The 14856-nt window shown below is 65.0% G+C and carries 15 protein-coding genes and 1 pseudogene; 10 read left to right on the forward strand and 6 right to left on the reverse strand.

What is annotated here, in order from left to right; genetic code table 11:
• Nucleotides 1-10: 10 nt before the first annotated feature.
• The 3 genes from RFM41_RS08060 (at nucleotide 11) to RFM41_RS08070 (ending at nucleotide 4167) form a co-directional block, all read left to right on the forward strand.
• On the forward strand, nucleotides 11-2509 hold the full coding sequence (locus RFM41_RS08060) for an ABC transporter permease (RefSeq protein ID WP_320248082.1): 2499 nt from the start codon (nucleotides 11-13) through the stop codon (nucleotides 2507-2509).
• Between the two features lie 228 nt (nucleotides 2510-2737).
• Complete coding sequence (locus RFM41_RS08065; RefSeq protein WP_320247680.1) at nucleotides 2738-3478, forward strand: Bax inhibitor-1/YccA family protein; 741 nt, start codon at nucleotides 2738-2740, stop codon at nucleotides 3476-3478.
• A 116-nt stretch (nucleotides 3479-3594) separates the two neighbouring features.
• Nucleotides 3595-4167, forward strand: a complete 573-nt coding sequence (locus RFM41_RS08070; RefSeq protein WP_320247679.1) for a GNAT family N-acetyltransferase — start codon at nucleotides 3595-3597, stop codon at nucleotides 4165-4167.
• 99 nt (nucleotides 4168-4266) lie between these two features.
• Here the strand turns inward: RFM41_RS08070 and RFM41_RS08075 are convergent, their stop codons facing one another.
• The gene (locus RFM41_RS08075) at nucleotides 4267-4653 is read right to left on the reverse strand and encodes a DUF2794 domain-containing protein (protein ID WP_320247677.1); all 387 of its coding nucleotides are present in this window, start codon (nucleotides 4651-4653) and stop codon (nucleotides 4267-4269) included.
• Between the two features lie 434 nt (nucleotides 4654-5087).
• Nucleotides 5088-5876, reverse strand: a complete 789-nt coding sequence (locus RFM41_RS08080; RefSeq protein WP_320247676.1) for a DUF1223 domain-containing protein — start codon at nucleotides 5874-5876, stop codon at nucleotides 5088-5090.
• A 184-nt stretch (nucleotides 5877-6060) separates the two neighbouring features.
• Between RFM41_RS08080 and RFM41_RS08085 the strand changes: the two genes are divergently transcribed.
• Nucleotides 6061-6738: a ceramidase domain-containing protein gene (locus tag RFM41_RS08085; RefSeq protein WP_320247675.1), complete on the forward strand. Its 678-nt coding sequence runs from the start codon at nucleotides 6061-6063 to the stop codon at nucleotides 6736-6738.
• 83 nt (nucleotides 6739-6821) lie between these two features.
• On the opposite strand, the gene acnA is transcribed toward RFM41_RS08085, so the two are convergent.
• Complete coding sequence (gene acnA / locus RFM41_RS08090) at nucleotides 6822-9512, reverse strand: aconitate hydratase AcnA (RefSeq protein ID WP_320247673.1); 2691 nt, start codon at nucleotides 9510-9512, stop codon at nucleotides 6822-6824.
• A gap of 284 nt (nucleotides 9513-9796) precedes the next feature.
• Here acnA and ccmA point away from each other — a divergent pair, with 284 nt between their 5' ends.
• The 4 genes from ccmA (at nucleotide 9797) to RFM41_RS08110 (ending at nucleotide 12157) form a co-directional block, all read left to right on the forward strand.
• Nucleotides 9797-10405 carry a heme ABC exporter ATP-binding protein CcmA gene (gene ccmA, locus RFM41_RS08095; RefSeq protein ID WP_320247672.1) on the forward strand — a complete coding sequence of 203 codons (609 nt, stop codon included), beginning with the start codon at nucleotides 9797-9799 and terminating at the stop codon, nucleotides 10403-10405.
• Nucleotides 10406-10616: 211 nt separating this feature from the next.
• On the forward strand, nucleotides 10617-11282 hold the full coding sequence (gene ccmB, locus RFM41_RS08100) for a heme exporter protein CcmB (RefSeq protein ID WP_320247671.1): 666 nt from the start codon (nucleotides 10617-10619) through the stop codon (nucleotides 11280-11282).
• A 117-nt stretch (nucleotides 11283-11399) separates the two neighbouring features.
• Nucleotides 11400-11582 (forward strand): heme exporter protein CcmD, encoded by a 183-nt coding sequence (gene ccmD / locus RFM41_RS08105; RefSeq protein WP_320247669.1) that lies wholly within the window; start codon nucleotides 11400-11402, stop codon nucleotides 11580-11582.
• Nucleotides 11579-12157 carry a DsbE family thiol:disulfide interchange protein gene (locus RFM41_RS08110; RefSeq protein ID WP_320247667.1) on the forward strand — a complete coding sequence of 193 codons (579 nt, stop codon included), beginning with the start codon at nucleotides 11579-11581 and terminating at the stop codon, nucleotides 12155-12157. Before ccmD ends, RFM41_RS08110 begins: the two co-directional genes overlap by 4 nt.
• Before the next feature lie 172 nt (nucleotides 12158-12329).
• Here RFM41_RS08110 and RFM41_RS08115 read toward each other — a convergent pair whose 3' ends face one another.
• Nucleotides 12330-12494 (reverse strand): hypothetical protein, encoded by a 165-nt coding sequence (locus RFM41_RS08115; protein ID WP_181177681.1) that lies wholly within the window; start codon nucleotides 12492-12494, stop codon nucleotides 12330-12332.
• A gap of 280 nt (nucleotides 12495-12774) precedes the next feature.
• On the opposite strand from RFM41_RS08115, the gene RFM41_RS08120 reads away from it, so the two are divergent.
• Both RFM41_RS08120 and RFM41_RS08125 read left to right on the forward strand, forming a co-directional pair.
• The gene (locus RFM41_RS08120; protein ID WP_320247665.1) at nucleotides 12775-13695 is read left to right on the forward strand and encodes an SMP-30/gluconolactonase/LRE family protein; all 921 of its coding nucleotides are present in this window, start codon (nucleotides 12775-12777) and stop codon (nucleotides 13693-13695) included.
• Between the two features lie 159 nt (nucleotides 13696-13854).
• Nucleotides 13855-14061: a tautomerase family protein gene (locus RFM41_RS08125; RefSeq protein ID WP_320247664.1), complete on the forward strand. Its 207-nt coding sequence runs from the start codon at nucleotides 13855-13857 to the stop codon at nucleotides 14059-14061.
• A gap of 254 nt (nucleotides 14062-14315) precedes the next feature.
• Here the strand turns inward: RFM41_RS08125 and RFM41_RS08130 are convergent, their stop codons facing one another.
• Complete coding sequence (locus RFM41_RS08130) at nucleotides 14316-14591, reverse strand: hypothetical protein (protein ID WP_320247663.1); 276 nt, start codon at nucleotides 14589-14591, stop codon at nucleotides 14316-14318.
• Between the two features lie 115 nt (nucleotides 14592-14706).
• Nucleotides 14707-14847: pseudogene (locus RFM41_RS08135) on the reverse strand (NAD(P)H-dependent oxidoreductase); the annotation flags it as partial.
• Nucleotides 14848-14856 lie beyond the last annotated feature (9 nt).

Consider the following 14856-nt stretch of genomic DNA (forward strand, 5'->3'; position numbering starts at 1 on the left):
CCTGCGCGAGATGCGCGGCGGCCTGTCCGGCTTCATGATCTTCCTTGCCTGCATCGCGCTCGGCGTCGCGGCGATCGGCGGCGTCAATTCGGTGGCGCAGGCGATCTCGGCCGGCGTCGCCGACCAAGGCCAGACGCTGCTTGGCGGCGACTTGCGCTTCCAGATCAACCAGCGCAGCGCATCCGATGCCGAGTTCGGCTTCATCCGGAGCCTCGGCACGGTTTCGCTCAACTCCGGCATGCGTTCGATGGCGCGGCTGGCGGACGGGTCCGACCAGGCGCTGGTCGAGGCCAAGGCCGTGGACGACGCCTATCCGCTCTACGGCGCGCTGGAAACCGATCCGGCGCTGCCGAAGGAGCAATTGTTCGGCGAAAGGTCCGGCGTGCTCGGCGCCGCCGCGCCCGACCTTCTGTTCGACCGGCTCAAACTTCACATCGGCGACAGGCTTAAGCTCGGCAGCGCGACGTTCGAACTGCGCGCCAGGCTGATCAGCGAGCCGGATGCGGTGTCGGACGGTTTCGGCTTCGCGCCGCGGCTGATGATCTCCAGCCAAGGCCTTGCCGCGTCCGGCCTGGTGCAGCCGGGCAGCCTGGTCGAGAACGCCTATAAGGTGCGGCTGCCTGACGGCACGTCCGAGGCACGCATCAAGGATATCCAGGCTCAAGCCGCGAAGGATTTCCCACAGGCCGGCTGGTCGATCCGCACGCGCAGCAACGCGGCCCCCGCGCTCTCCGCCAACATCGAGCGCTTCTCGCAGTTCCTGACCCTCGTTGGGCTGACGGCGCTGGTGGTCGGCGGCGGCGGCGTCGCGAATGCCGTGCGCGCCTATCTCGACGGCAAGCGCGGCGTCATCGCCACATTCAAGAGCCTCGGCGCCTCCGGCGGCTTCGTCTTCACCGTCTATCTGGTGCAGATCCTCTTGATAGCGGGGCTCGGCATCGTGCTCGGGCTCATCCTAGGCGCCGCGATGCCCTTTGTCGCCAGCGCGCTCCTGCAATCGGTCATCCCGGTGCCGGCGCAAGGCGGCTTCTATCCAGGCGCGCTCGCCATGGCCGCGCTCTTCGGCCTGCTGGTGACGCTGGCCTTCGCGCTCCTGCCGCTCGGCCGCGCCCGCGACGTGCCGGCAACCGCGCTGTTCCGCGAAATGGGTTTCGAGAGCCGCGGCCTGCCGCGTCTGCCCTATGCCGGCGCGGCGCTGGCGATTGTCGTTGCGCTCGCGGCGCTGGCAATCCTTTCGGCCAACGACCACCGCCTCGCCTCGATCTTCGTCGGCGCCACGGTCTTTGCCTTCCTGGTGCTGCGGCTGGTGGCGATGTTGGTGCAATGGGCGGCGAAAAGGAGCCCCCGCGTGCGTTTTGTGTCGCTGCGGCTGGCGCTCGGCAACATCCATCGTCCGGGCGCGCTGACGCCCTCCGTGGTGCTGTCGCTCGGGCTCGGGTTGACGCTGCTGGTGACGCTGGCGCTGATCGACGGGAATCTCAGGCGGCAGATCTCCGGTAGCCTGCCGGAGCGGGCGCCGAATTTCTTCTTCGTCGACATCCAGAGCAGCGACGTCGATGCCTTCGCGAGCCTCGTCGGCAAGGAGTCGCCGCGGGGAACGCTGGTCAAGGTGCCGATGCTGCGTGGGCGCATCATGGCGCTGAACGGCGTCGACGTCGACAAGGTCAAGATCCCGGCCGACGGCGCCTGGGTGCTGCGCGGCGACCGCGGCCTGACCTATGACGCCAGGCAGCCGGAAAACGCGACGCTGACCGAAGGCGCGTGGTGGCCGCAGGATTATTCCGGCGATCCGCTGGTGTCGTTCTCGGATGAGGAAGGCAAGGCGATCGGGCTGAAGCTCGGCGACACGGTGACCGTGAACGTGCTCGGCCGCAACGTGACCGCGAAGATCGCCAATTTTCGCCAGGTGCAATGGGAGACGATGGGCATCAACTTCGTCATGGATTTCTCGCCCAACACCTTTGCCGGAGCGCCGCATGGCTGGCTGGCGACATTGACCGACAAGAGCGCTACCACGGCCGATGACGCGAGGCTGCTCAACGCCGTCACCCGGGCCTTTCCGGCGGTGACGACGGTGCGGGTGAAAGACGCGCTCGACATCGTCAACCGGCTGGTGGCGCAATTGGGCACGGCGATCCGCGCCGCCGCGGGCGTTGCGCTGATCGCCTCGGTGCTGGTGCTCTCCGGCGCCCTGGCCGCCGGCAACCGGGCGCGCATCCACGACGCGGTCGTGCTGAAGACGCTCGGCGCGACAAGGCAAACGCTGATCACCGCCTTCTCGCTGGAATATGTGCTGATCGGGCTTGCGACCGCGCTGTTCGCGCTGGCCGCCGGCGGCATCGCCGCGTGGTTCGTGGTCGCGCATATCATGACGCTGCCGTCGCATTTCATGCCGGAGGTCGCGGTGGCGACGATCCTGGTTTCGCTGGCGGTCACCGTCGGCATCGGCCTTGCCGGCACCTGGCGGGTGCTCGGCCACAAGGCGGCGCCGGTGCTGCGCAACCTTTGACCGAGGGGCCGGCAGCCGCCCGCCCGGTTAAATCTTCGTAAGAATGGCGGCTGGAAGGGCCGAAAACCGGCCTTTTGCCTTCTCACAAAGCGTTACCGCGCGTTACCGTCTTGTTCTTGACGTCGAGAACGCTCATATTTTGCGTCAGGCATGCTGGAGCTCCGCCAGCGGCGCCTGGTCTGAAAAGGACCTGTCACCGGACGGGGCAGAAGCAACAGAGGATTTCCAATGGCTGATCCCATTCGCAACTACCAGACGTCCGCCGCCCCCGGCGCGCGCGTCGATATCGATCAGGGCCTGCGCGCCTATATGATCAAAGTCTACAACCTCATGGGGCTTGGCCTGCTCATTACCGGCCTTGCCGCCTGGGGCGCGTTCCATCTCGCCGTCACGGGCGACGGCCAGCTGACCGCCTTCGGCCAGCTGATCTATGCAAGCGCGTTCCGCTGGGTCGTCATCCTGGCGCCGCTCGCCGCCGTGATGTTCCTGTCGTTCCGCATCCAGTCGATGAGCGTGGCGGCGGCGCAGACAACGTTCTGGGTCTATGCCGGCCTTGTCGGCCTGTCGCTGTCGACGATCTTCCTCGTCTACACCGGCACCAGCATCACCCAGACCTTCTTCGCCACGGCCGCGGCCTTCGGCGGTCTGTCGCTCTACGGCTACACGACCAGGCGCGACCTGTCGGCGTTCGGCTCGTTCCTGATCATGGGCGTGATCGGCCTGCTGATCGCGATGCTGATCAACATCTTCCTGCAGTCGTCGGCGCTCGCCTTCGCCATCTCGGCGATCGGCGTGCTGGTCTTCGCGGGCCTCACCGCCTATGACACGCAGAAGATCAAGGAGATGTATTTCGAGGGTGATGTCGCCGACGTCGCCGGCCGCAAGGCGATCATGGGCGCGCTGCGCCTCTATCTCGACTTCATCAACCTGTTCATGTTCCTGCTGCAGTTCATGGGCGACCGCCGCTAAAGGTGCTGCCCGGTCTCAGTGGACCATAGACTTTGCGAAGGGCGGCCCAACGGCCGCCCTTTCTTTTTGCGCGACCCTTTGCTTCTATCGAGGCAGGAAAAAGAGCTGCACAAATTATGAGCAACATCGCAATCAGAACCGCCACTGCGGCCGACCTCGACCGAATCACGGAAATCTATGCCGATGCGGTCGCGCACGGCACGGCGAGCTACGAGCTGGAACCGCCCAGCCGCGCCGAAATGGGCAACCGATTCGACAGCTTAACGGCCGGCGGCTTTCCCTATCTCGTGGCGGAGAAGGGCGGCGTCGTGCTCGGCTATGCCTATGCCGGGCCGTTCCGGCCGCGGGCCGCCTACCGATTCGTCATCGAGGATTCGGTCTATGTCGCGCCGGAGGCGAAGGGCCAGGGCGTGGGCTCGCTGCTGATGCGGGCGCTGATCGAGATGGCGCGCAAGGCGGGCTTCCGCCAGATCATCGCGGTCATCGGCGACGGCCATGCCGACAGCGCTTCGGTGCGGCTGCACGAGAAGCTCGGCTTCCACCATTCCGGTCGCCTGGAAGGATCCGGCTACAAGCACGGGCGCTGGCTGGACACGGTGTTCATGCAGCTGCCGCTGAATGGCGGCGCGGCGCTGCCGCCGGATCCGGATTCGCTGCCGGAGCGGAGGTTCAGGCTCGGAGGGAGGTAGTAGAATGGGAATTGAAGAACTGATGAATTGAAGAACTGAAGAAAAGAGATTTTATATCAGGCGCTTAGCGCCTCTTTTCTTCAATTCCCCAGTTCCTCTTCAGGCCTCAACCACCTTCAGCTTCGCATCGAAGACCCCAAGCACGCGGCCGAGTTCCTGGCCGCGCTTGAGGATGCGGCCGCCGGCGGCGATCACGGCGAAAGCGCCCTGCCGGCGCGCCAGCTTCGGGTCCTTGACGATCTGGAACAGCGGCACTTCGCTGGCCCGGCGGAAGACGGAAAAGACAGCGCGATCAGTAAGATGGTCGATGGCGTAGTCGCGCCATTCATTGGCCGCCACCATGCGTCCGTAAAGCCTCAGGATCTGGTCGAGCTCGCGCCGGTCGAATCGCACCGGCTGGTCGAGGCGTGCGTTGCGCGCCTCGTGCAACGGGATCAATATTCCGGATGCTTCCCCATCCTCCATCCCGCTGCTGTGATCGGTCATGCCTCGATCCTTCGATTGAATCATGCGCCGGCCAAGGTTCGCGCTTTCACGGCCGAATTGCAAGGGGCGGCTAAGCATGCGCAGGGTCGCGCGGTTTCCCAAACGTCCAGTCACGTTTGCGAAACACATGTTGGAATTGGTGATATTCCGCCACATTGTTGCCACAAATAATCCGCGCTCATGCCCCAATGTCCGACGAGTTTACCGGCGTTGCCTGAGACGGTTCGGTCCGGCACCGGCTCGTAAACCCCAAGCCCCCCGCCCACGGGTCAGCGTCGGATCGAACCAACCTCGGTTTTTCCTTGGAAAAATCAGGTGCGACGATCCCAAAACCTGAATGACCGGCGTCAGAAGCAAGCTGACGCCGGTTTTTTATTGCTTGGAGGAACGCCCCCCTCTCCCCTTGCGGGACAAGGGAGAAGGGAAGGAAGCGGCTAAAGCCGTTCCGGCTTGTGGATGAAGGCGGCGCCGAGGATCGGGCCGGGCATGCCGTCCTTGCCGACCGACTGCAGCAGCACCGCGCAGCCGCCCTTCTTGGCGATCTCGGTCATCGGCAATTCGTAGCGCTGCGCCTTGCCGTGCCACATGCCGGCGGTCTGGATGTCGGAAACGGCGTTCCAGTAGGTCAGGCTGCGGCCGCTGTTCTCGCCCTGGCCGATCTTCACAATCTGCGGCGGCTCGAAATAGACGATCACCACATGGGCGTCGCTCGGGCCGTCGCCGGCATCGCCTGCGTCGATCACGACGCGGTCGCTGGTGCGGCTCACCTTGATGGCGACACGCATGCCCTCGCCGGTCCTGTCCATGCGCGCCAAGGCGCCGTCGACGTCCTTGCGGCTGGCGCCGTTGACGTGGCTGCGGCCGTTGATGACGGCTTGCGGCGTGTAGACCGAGCGGCTGCCGAAGGCACGCATATAGTCATACTGGCGCTCGGTGTTCTCCTTGGTGCTCAGCGTGTCCTGCCAGCCGAGATAGTCCCAATAATTGACGTGGTAGGCGAGCGCGATGATGTCGTCCTTGCTGGCGAGCTCGGCGAAGAACTCATCGGCCGGCGGACAAGAACTGCAGCCCTGGCTGGTGAATAGTTCGACCACGCCCAAAGGCTTATCGGTCTGGAGCTTGCCGGTCGCGGCCTTCTCGGGCTCGGCTGCCAGGGCCACGCCGCCCAACGCCGTAAGGGCCAGCGCCGCTGCCGCAAGCCGCAATCGTCCTCGAAATGCCATGACTGTTCCAATTCCCACCGGTGACGCCGGCCTTATTCTGATTGCCAAAATATGTGGCAGAAGCGCCAGTCAACGGGAAGTCACGTTGCGGTGAAATTTTTGCTGTTGCAGCCGCAGGTCAGGGCGCAATAGGAGGGCGGTTGCATTTCACGGCGCGGTTCGATTCGGGAGCAGCATCCTCACCATGTGGCAAACTCTCCTGACCCCTGTCGATCTCTATTGCGAACGGACGGGGCCTGGACTTTGGGCGGAGCCGGCTAATGCTTTGACCAACCTGGCTTTCATTGCAGCGGGACTGTGGGGTGTCCAGCAGGTGCGACGATACAAGACCGGCACCTTCGCCGAAGTGCTGGCCTGGTGGGTGGTGGCGATCGGCATCGGCTCGACACTGTTCCACACCTTTGCCAGCAAGGGCACGATCTGGGCCGACATCCTGCCGATCGCAGGCTTCACGCTGGCCTACACGCTGTTCAACCTGCGGCGTTTCCTCGGCATGGACTGGGGCAAGGCGATCCTCGTCTTCGTCGCCTTCTATGTGGTCGCCGGCCTGATCACTTACGCGGTGCCGGACTGGCTGCGCCAGGCGACGAACGGCACGACGAGCTATCTGCCGCCATTCCTGGCGCTCGCCTTTTTCGGGGCATGGGTGGCAGCAACCGGCAACCGGGCCGGCTGGTACAATCTGACGGGATCGGCGATCTTCGTCGTCTCGGTCATCTGCCGCATGATCGACCCGCTGGTCTGCCCCAGCTTCCCGCTCGGCACGCATTTCCTCTGGCACGTCTTCAACGGGCTGATGCTGGCCGTGCTGCTGGCGGCGACGGCGCAGTTCGGGAAGCCGAAGGTAGGCCGTAGGCAGTAGGCCGTAGGCAGTAGGCAGTAGGCAGTAAGCAGTAAGTGTCCTGTTTCCCTACTGCCTATTGCCTAAGCCCTACTGCCTGGCCGCTACGCGGCCAGGTCGCGCAGCACGTACTGCAGGATGCCGCCGTTCTTGAAGTAGTCGAGCTCATCCAGCGTATCGATGCGGCAGACGATCGGCACGTTCTTCACCGTGCCGTCGCCATAGGTGACCTTGGCGACCATCTTCTGGCGCGGCTTGATCGAACCCAGCCCGTCGATCTCGACCAGCTCGTCGCCCTTCAGGTTGAGCGAGGCCCATGAGGTCCCCTCCTCGAAGACGAAGGGGATGACGCCCATGCCGACCAGGTTGGAGCGGTGGATGCGCTCGAAGGACTGGGCGATGACCGCGCGCACGCCGAGCAGGTTGGTGCCCTTGGCCGCCCAGTCGCGCGAGGAGCCGTTGCCATATTCGACGCCGGCGAAGATGACCAGCGGCACGCCTTCCTTCTTGTACTCCATCGCCGCGTCGTAGATCGACATCTCCTCCTTCGAGGGATAGTGGATCGTGTAGCCGCCCTCGCGGCCGTTCTCGCCCAGCATGTGGTTGCGGATGCGGATGTTGGCGAAGGTGCCGCGCATCATCACCTCATGATTGCCGCGCCGGGTGCCGTACTGGTTGAAGTCGGCGACGCCGACGCCATGCTCGGTGAGGTACTTGCCGGCCGGCGAGGCGGCCTTGATCGAACCCGCCGGCGAGATGTGGTCGGTGGTGATCTTGTCGCCGAAGAGGCCAAGCACGCGCGCGCCCTTGATGTCGCCGATCTTGCCGAAGGCGCGACCCATGCCGGCGAAATAGGGCGGATTCTGCACATAGGTCGAGTGATCGTCCCAGGCATAGGTCTGGCCTTCCGGCGCCTTGACCTTCTGCCAATAGGCGTCGCCCTTGAAGACGTCGGCATATTTGCGGGCGAACAGCTCGCGGGTGACGTTCTTCTCGATGAACTCCTGGATCTCGGCCGAGGTCGGCCAGATATCCTTGAGATAGACCGGCTTGCCGTCGCTGCCCTCGCCGAGCGGCTCGGTGGTCAGGTCCTTGGTCACCGTGCCGGCCAGCGCATGCGCCACCACCAGCGGCGGCGAGGCGAGGTAGTTCGCCTGCACGTCCGGCGAGACGCGGCCTTCGAAGTTGCGGTTGCCGGAGAGCACCGCGGCGGCGATCAGGCCCTTGTCATTGATCGTCTTGGAGATCGGCGCCGGCAGCGGGCCGGAATTGCCGATGCAGGTGGTGCAGCCGAAGCCGACCAGGTTGAAGCCGATCTGGTCGAGCTCCTTCTGCAGGCCGGACTTTTCGAGATATTCGGCCACCACCTGGCTGCCGGGGGCGAGCGAGGTTTTCACCCACGGCTTCTGCTTCAGGCCGCGGCGGTTGGCATTGCGGGCAAGCAGGCCGGCGCCGATCAGCACGCTCGGGTTCGAGGTGTTGGTGCAGGACGTGATGGCGGCGATGACGACGTCGCCATGGCCGAGATCGTAGCCGGTGCCTTCGACGGCGTAGCGCTTCGAGATCTCGGCGGCCTTCTTGTATTCGGTCTCCATCGCCTTGGCGAAGCCGGCGGGGATGTCCTGCAGGGCGACGCGGCCCTCGGGGCGCTTCGGACCGGCCATCGACGGCACGACGTCGCCGAGGTCGAGCTCGAGCAGGTCGGTGAAGACCGGGTCGGCGGAGCCCGCGTCACGCCACAGGCCTTGCGCCTTCGAATAGGCTTCGACCAGCGCGATGCGGTTCTCGTCGCGGCCGGACATGGTGAGATAGCGGAGGGTCTCCGAGTCGACCGGGAAGAAGCCGCAGGTGGCGCCATATTCCGGCGCCATGTTGCCGATGGTGGCGCGGTCGGCCAGAGTCATGTTGGAGAGGCCGGGGCCGAAGAACTCGACGAACTTGCCGACGACGCCCTTCTTGCGCAGCATCTGGGTGACGGTGAGCACCAGGTCGGTGGCGGTGACGCCTTCCTTGAGCTTGCCGGTGAGGCGGAAGCCGATGACCTCGGGCAAAAGCATGGAGACAGGCTGGCCCAGCATCGCGGCCTCAGCCTCGATGCCACCGACGCCCCAGCCGAGCACGCCCAGCCCGTTGATCATGGTGGTGTGCGAATCGGTGCCGACGCAGGTGTCCGGATAGGCGACAGTCTCGCCATCCTCGCTGTTGGTCCACACGACCTGGCCGAGATATTCGAGATTGACCTGGTGGCAGATGCCGGTGCCGGGCGGCACGACGCGGAAGTTGCGGAAGGCCTGCTGGCCCCATTTCAGGAACTTGTAGCGCTCCTCGTTGCGCTCATATTCCAGCTCGACATTGCGGGCGAAGGCCAGCGGCGTGCCGAACTCGTCGACGATGACGGAGTGGTCGATGACGAGGTCGACGGGCACTAGCGGGTTGATCTTTTCCGGGTCGCCGCCGAGCGCCTTGATGCCGTCGCGCATGGCGGCAAGGTCGACCACCGCCGGAACGCCGGTAAAATCCTGCATCAGCACGCGGGCCGGACGATAGGCGATCTCGACGCCTGCGGTGCCCTTGTCGGACAGCCAGGCGGCAACCGCCTGGATCGATTCCTTGGTGACCGAACGGCCATCCTCGTTGCGCAGCAGGTTCTCCAGCAGCACCTTCATCGAATAGGGCAGCTTGGCGATACCGGTGAGGCCGTTCTTCTCGGCCTCAACGAGGTCGAAATAAACATAGTCCGCGCCACCCACGGTCAGGGTGCGGCGGCAATTGAAACTATCGAGGGATTTCGTCATGGCGATCCGTCCTTGTCTGTTCAGCCTGAAAGGGAACGGACGCCGTTGGCATGCAATCACGCGCAAAGGTGCGGGTACGGCCATTTCCGCTGTCCGCTCCCAAGCAACCCGAGCCGTTCAAGGCGGCGCGTGCGCTGGTTCGGCGCTAATTCTGATCCCGCGCCGACCGCTGGCACGGATGCACCGCATATAGAGAATTTCCTGGAATAGTTCTAGACAGTCGGCAGACGAATTTGCGTGAGCCGGAGACGGCCGCGAAACAGTGCTTTCGGGACGGGCAAAGAATGCGGCTGATCGCCGAAAATCTGGGCGGCGAACGCGGCGGCGAGACGGTTTTCTCCAATATCGGCTTCGCGCTGGACAAGGGCGAGGCGCTCATCGTCACCGGTCCGAACGGGTCGGGCAAATCGACGCTGCTGAGGGTAGTCGCCGGCCTGCTGCCGGCCGCCGGGGGCAAAGTGCTCGTCGAAGGCGGCGGCGAGGCTTTCCCGACGGTCGCCTCGGCCTCGCATTATCTCGGCCATCTCAACGCGATGAAGATGGCGCTCAGCGTCGAGGAGAATCTGGGCTTCTGGCGCGCTTTCCAGGGCGAGGCGGGACTGAGCGTGGAGGAGGCGCTGGAGATGGTGGCGCTCGGCGGTCTCGGGCATCTGCCCTTCGGCTATCTGTCAACCGGGCAGAGGCGGCGGGCCTCGATCGCGAAGCTTCTGGTCAGCCGCCGGCCGGTCTGGTTGCTGGACGAGCCGACGGCGGGGCTGGACAAGGCCTCGGAGGAGCGATTCGCGGGGTTGATGCGGGGGCATCTGCGGGATGGGGGGATCGTGGTGGCGGCGACGCATTTGCCGCTGGGGCTGGACAGGGCGCGCGAGCTGCAAATGGCGGTGAGTCTTTGATGTCGGTGCTCTACGGCGCCCCCCTCTGGCCTGCCGGCCATCTCCCCCACGGGGGGGGAGATCAGCTGTCGCCGGCGATTTCGCCAACCACCAACGTCGCAAGATTCGGCGAGGCGCTGAAACAGCCAATCTCCCCCCTTGTGGGGGAGATGTCCGGCAGGCCAGAGGGGGGCGCGAAGGATCACGCCCTTCTACAAGGGGGCACCTCATAATGGGGTCCCTCTTCCTCCGCGACATCCGCCTCTCCATCCGCGCAGGCGGCGGCGCCTTGATCGGCGTCATCTTCTTCCTCGCCGTCATCGTCACCATTCCCTTCGGCGTCGGCCCCGATCTCAACCTTCTGTCGCGCATCGGCCCGGCGATCCTGTGGATCGCCGCCCTGCTCGCCTGCCTGCTCGGGCTCGATCGCCTCTTTCAGGCCGACCGCGAGGACGGCTCGCTCGATCTGCTGGTCCTCAACAACGACCGCCACATGCTGGCGCTGACGGTGTTGACGAAATGCCTGGCGCACTGGACGGGCAGCGTGCTGCCGCTGGTGGTCGCGGCGCCGCTGCTCGGCCTGTTCATGAACATGGCGCCGCTCGGCATCGGCGCCACCGCGCTGACGCTTCTCGTCGGCACGCCGGCCATCACCTTCATCGGCGCCGCGGGCGCGGCGGTCGCGGTGGCGCTGCCGCGCGGCGGGCTGCTGATCTCGGTGCTGGTGCTGCCTTTGACCATTCCGGTGCTGATCTTCGGCGTCTCGGCAAGCTATGGCGCGGTGGCCGATCCGGCGCCGTTCCTGCAGCCCTTTCTCATTCTTGCCGCGCTGACGCTGTTTCTTGCGGTGCTCGGTCCCTTGGCGGCGGCGCTGGCGCTGCGGCATGGGACGGATTGAGGCGAGGAAAACGTTCTTTCACTGCGGCACCGCGACAAATTGCGAACCGGCCGGTGCGAGGTTATGGAAGGCTATGATCGGAACGGTTGACATGGCCAAGAGCGGGGAGCGGTTGCTATGAGCGCGCACGCCCTGTTCGTCACCGCCGCCTATGCCATCACGGCCGTCGTGCTTGTAGGGCTGGTCTGCTGGATCCTGCTCGACCAGCGGGCGCGCAAGCGCGAGCTGGCGGCGCTGGAAGCGGCCGGGGTGCGGCGGCGTTCCGACAAGGCCGTCAAGTCAAAGGCCGCCAAGTCATGAGCATGGAAAGCGAAGCTCCGGCGCCGCGCCGCCGCCTGTTCGTGCTTCTGCCGCTCTTGGTGTTCCTGGGGCTGGCGGGGCTGTTCCTGTCGCAGTTGCTGTCCGGCCGCGACGTTTCGGAGATTCCCTCGGCGCTGATCGGCCTGCCGGCACCGCAGACCAATCTGCCGCCGCTCGAAGGCACGAACCTGCCAGGGCTCGAGTCAAAAGACTTTGCCGGCAAGGTGACGCTGGTCAACGTGTTCGCGTCCTGGTGCGCGCCGTGCCGCGAAGAGCACCCGGTGCTGCTCGGCCTGTCGCAGGACAAGCGCTTTACGCTCGCCGCGCTGAACTACAAGGACCAGCCGGAAAACGCCCGCCGGTTCCTTGGCGATCTCGGCAACCCGTACCGGGCGATCGGCGTCGATCCGGCCGGGCGGGCGGCGATCGACTGGGGCGTTTATGGTGTGCCGGAGACCTTCGTCATCGGCAAGGACGGCAAGATCGCCTACAAGCATGTCGGGCCGCTGACGCCCGACTCGGTGAGGGCGCTGCTGCTGCCGCAGGTCGAGAAGGCCCTGGCGGCGCCGGGCTGACGCCCCCTCATCCGGCCGCTTCGCGGCCACCTTCTCCCCGAGGGGAGAAGAGATTGGCGCCAGCGCATACCTGCTCCTCTCCCCCTGGGGAGAGGTCGGATTGGCCCGAATTGCTCTTCGCAATTCGGTTGGCAATCCGGGTGAGGGGGAATTCCTCCCGACCCGGAATGACTCAGCCGTAGATCTGCTTGTGGACCTGGTAGAGCATCTCGGAACGGTCGGCGCGCAGATCGGCGAGATCGCGGCTGGACAGGTTCTCGATTTCGGCGACGAGGCGGTTGTAGTGGCGGCGCTTGGCCATGCTGGCGCGGGCGCGGGAGACAAGATTGTCAAACATGACAGGGTTCCTTTTCTGCCGCACTCACGCGGCCAGTGTTCCTCCCTGACGATTGCGAGGATGACATAGGAATGGTGCATTGCAAAAGAAAGATGTTGCAATGCACCATTGCAACCAGCGCATAGCCGGTTAATCGCGGGCTAACGCGCCATGTGTCCGGCGCTGCCCGCTTCACGCAGTTCTCATTCGTTTTGTCATACAAATCCTGGCCTACCGTCTTGCCAGAACGGTCGCGGGCTGGCTTGATCCGCCCGTCACGTGAAATGCCGGGAGGAAATTGATGGCGGCCGCAGACTATTACGAAGTTCTCGATCCGCGCTTCGCGCGGCTGTTCAACGGCAGCGCCCAGGTGGAAAAGCTTTACACCGGATGCCGGTGGGCGGAAGGGCCGGCCTGGTTCGCCGCCGGCCGCTACGTCGTCTGGTCGGACATCCCGAACAACCGCATGCTGCGCTATGACGAGACCGACGGCAGCGTCAGCGTGTTCCGCCAGCCGTCCGGCAATTCCAACGGCAACACGGTCGATCGGCAGGGCCGGCTGGTGACCTGCGAGCATTCCGGCCGCCGCGTCAGCCGCACCGAATTCGACGGCTCCATCACCACCATCGCCGACAAATGGAAAGGCAAGCGGCTGAACTCGCCCAACGACGTGGTGGTGCGCTCCGACGGCTCGATCTGGTTCACCGATCCGAGCTACGGCATCGACACCGACTATGAGGGCGACAAGGCCGAAAGCGAGATCGGCGCCTGCAACGTCTATCGCATCGATCCGGAGACGGGCGATGTCGAGGCCGTCATCACCGACATGGTGCGGCCGAACGGGCTCGCCTTCTCGCTAGATGAAAGCCTGCTCTATGTCGTCGACACCGGCCGCACGCATGGCGAGAAGAACCCGGCGCATATGCGCGTCTTCAATGTCGGCAAGCACGGCAAGAAGGTTTCGGGCGGCAAGGTGTTCGCCGACTGCACCGCCGGCCTGTTCGACGGATTCAGGCTCGATTCGGACGGTCGCATCTGGACCAGCGCCTTCGACGGCATCCACTGCTACGACCCGGACGGCACGCTGATCGGCAAGGTCAAGGTGCCCGAAGTGACCGCCAACTGCGTGTTCGGCGGCAACAAGCTCAACTGCCTCTACATCGCCGGCACCACCTCGCTCTACATGGTGCGGCTGATGGTGAACGGAGCCAAGACCTATTGAAGCTGCTGCAGGCGCTTCTCTGGCCCTTGCTGGCCTTTCTGCGCATCCCCGCAGCGCCCGCCGCGCTGCGGTTCCCGCAACCACCGCCATCCGCGTCGCCGGAACGGATTGCCAAGCCGTCGCTCGACGCCAACCGGCAGAATTCCAAGGGAGGGCATCATGCCATTCGTCAACATCCGCATCGTCAAGGAAGTGATCGCCGCCGATCCGGCCGGCAAGAAGGCTGACATCGCCAAGAAGGTGACCGCTGCCATCATGGAGGCCACCGGGCTAAGCAACAACGATGTCTGGGTGGTGTTCGAGGAGGTCAACGCCCGCGACTGGTATGTCGGCAAGACCGATGTCGAGACGCTGAGAAAGGGGTAGGTCTTTTCCTTCTCCCCTTGTGGGGTGAGCAGCCGGTTCGTCGAAGACGAATTCATCGTGCCGGTGGCACGATGAAAGGCCGGCGAACGCCGGGACGCTGCGGAGCAGCGGGGACCCGGCCGGGGTTGGATCGGCCACCACCCGGCCCTTCGCAGGCTCGGGGCGTTCGAAGCTCGAAAAGCCAAGCAATATTGGCTTTTCGTCCGCTAACGCGGACCGCTTCTCACCCCACAAGGGGAGAAGGGAAGGGCCGCTTATTGCCCGCGTATAAATCCTGCGAAACCCCGCACAGCCTCACGCATCGCCTGCCGGTTCACACCCTCCGCCAGGATCGCTTCCATCTCCGCCGGCTTCTTGCCCAGCAGTGCGATCTCCAGCACCCTCTCCTCGTACATCGCGAACGACATCGTCGGCATGATCTCGGCCAACGCCGCCCGCGCATAGAGCGAGCGCGGCGAGGCATGCACGAGCATCGCCGGCTTGCCAACGGCGGCGTCGCGCGACACCAGCCAGTCCAGCGCGTTCTTCATGCCGCCCGGCACGCCATGCGCATATTCCGGGCAGGAGACGATGACGCCGTCCGCGAGTGATCATCTCGATCAGCCGAGCAGCTTCGGGTGGCGTGCGCTCGCCCTCGTCGTCGGGGTTGAAGATCGGCAAGCGGCCAAGGCCGTCATAGAGCTGGACACGGCAATCGGCAGGCGCGTTGGCGGCCAGGGCGGCAAGCAGGGCCGAGTTGGTCGAGGCGGCGCGCAGGCTGCCCGAAATGGCGACGATGTCGATCAAGGGAGATCC

It is taken from the genome of Mesorhizobium vachelliae (assembly GCF_033977325.1).
Classification (GTDB): domain Bacteria; phylum Pseudomonadota; class Alphaproteobacteria; order Rhizobiales; family Rhizobiaceae; genus Mesorhizobium; species Mesorhizobium vachelliae.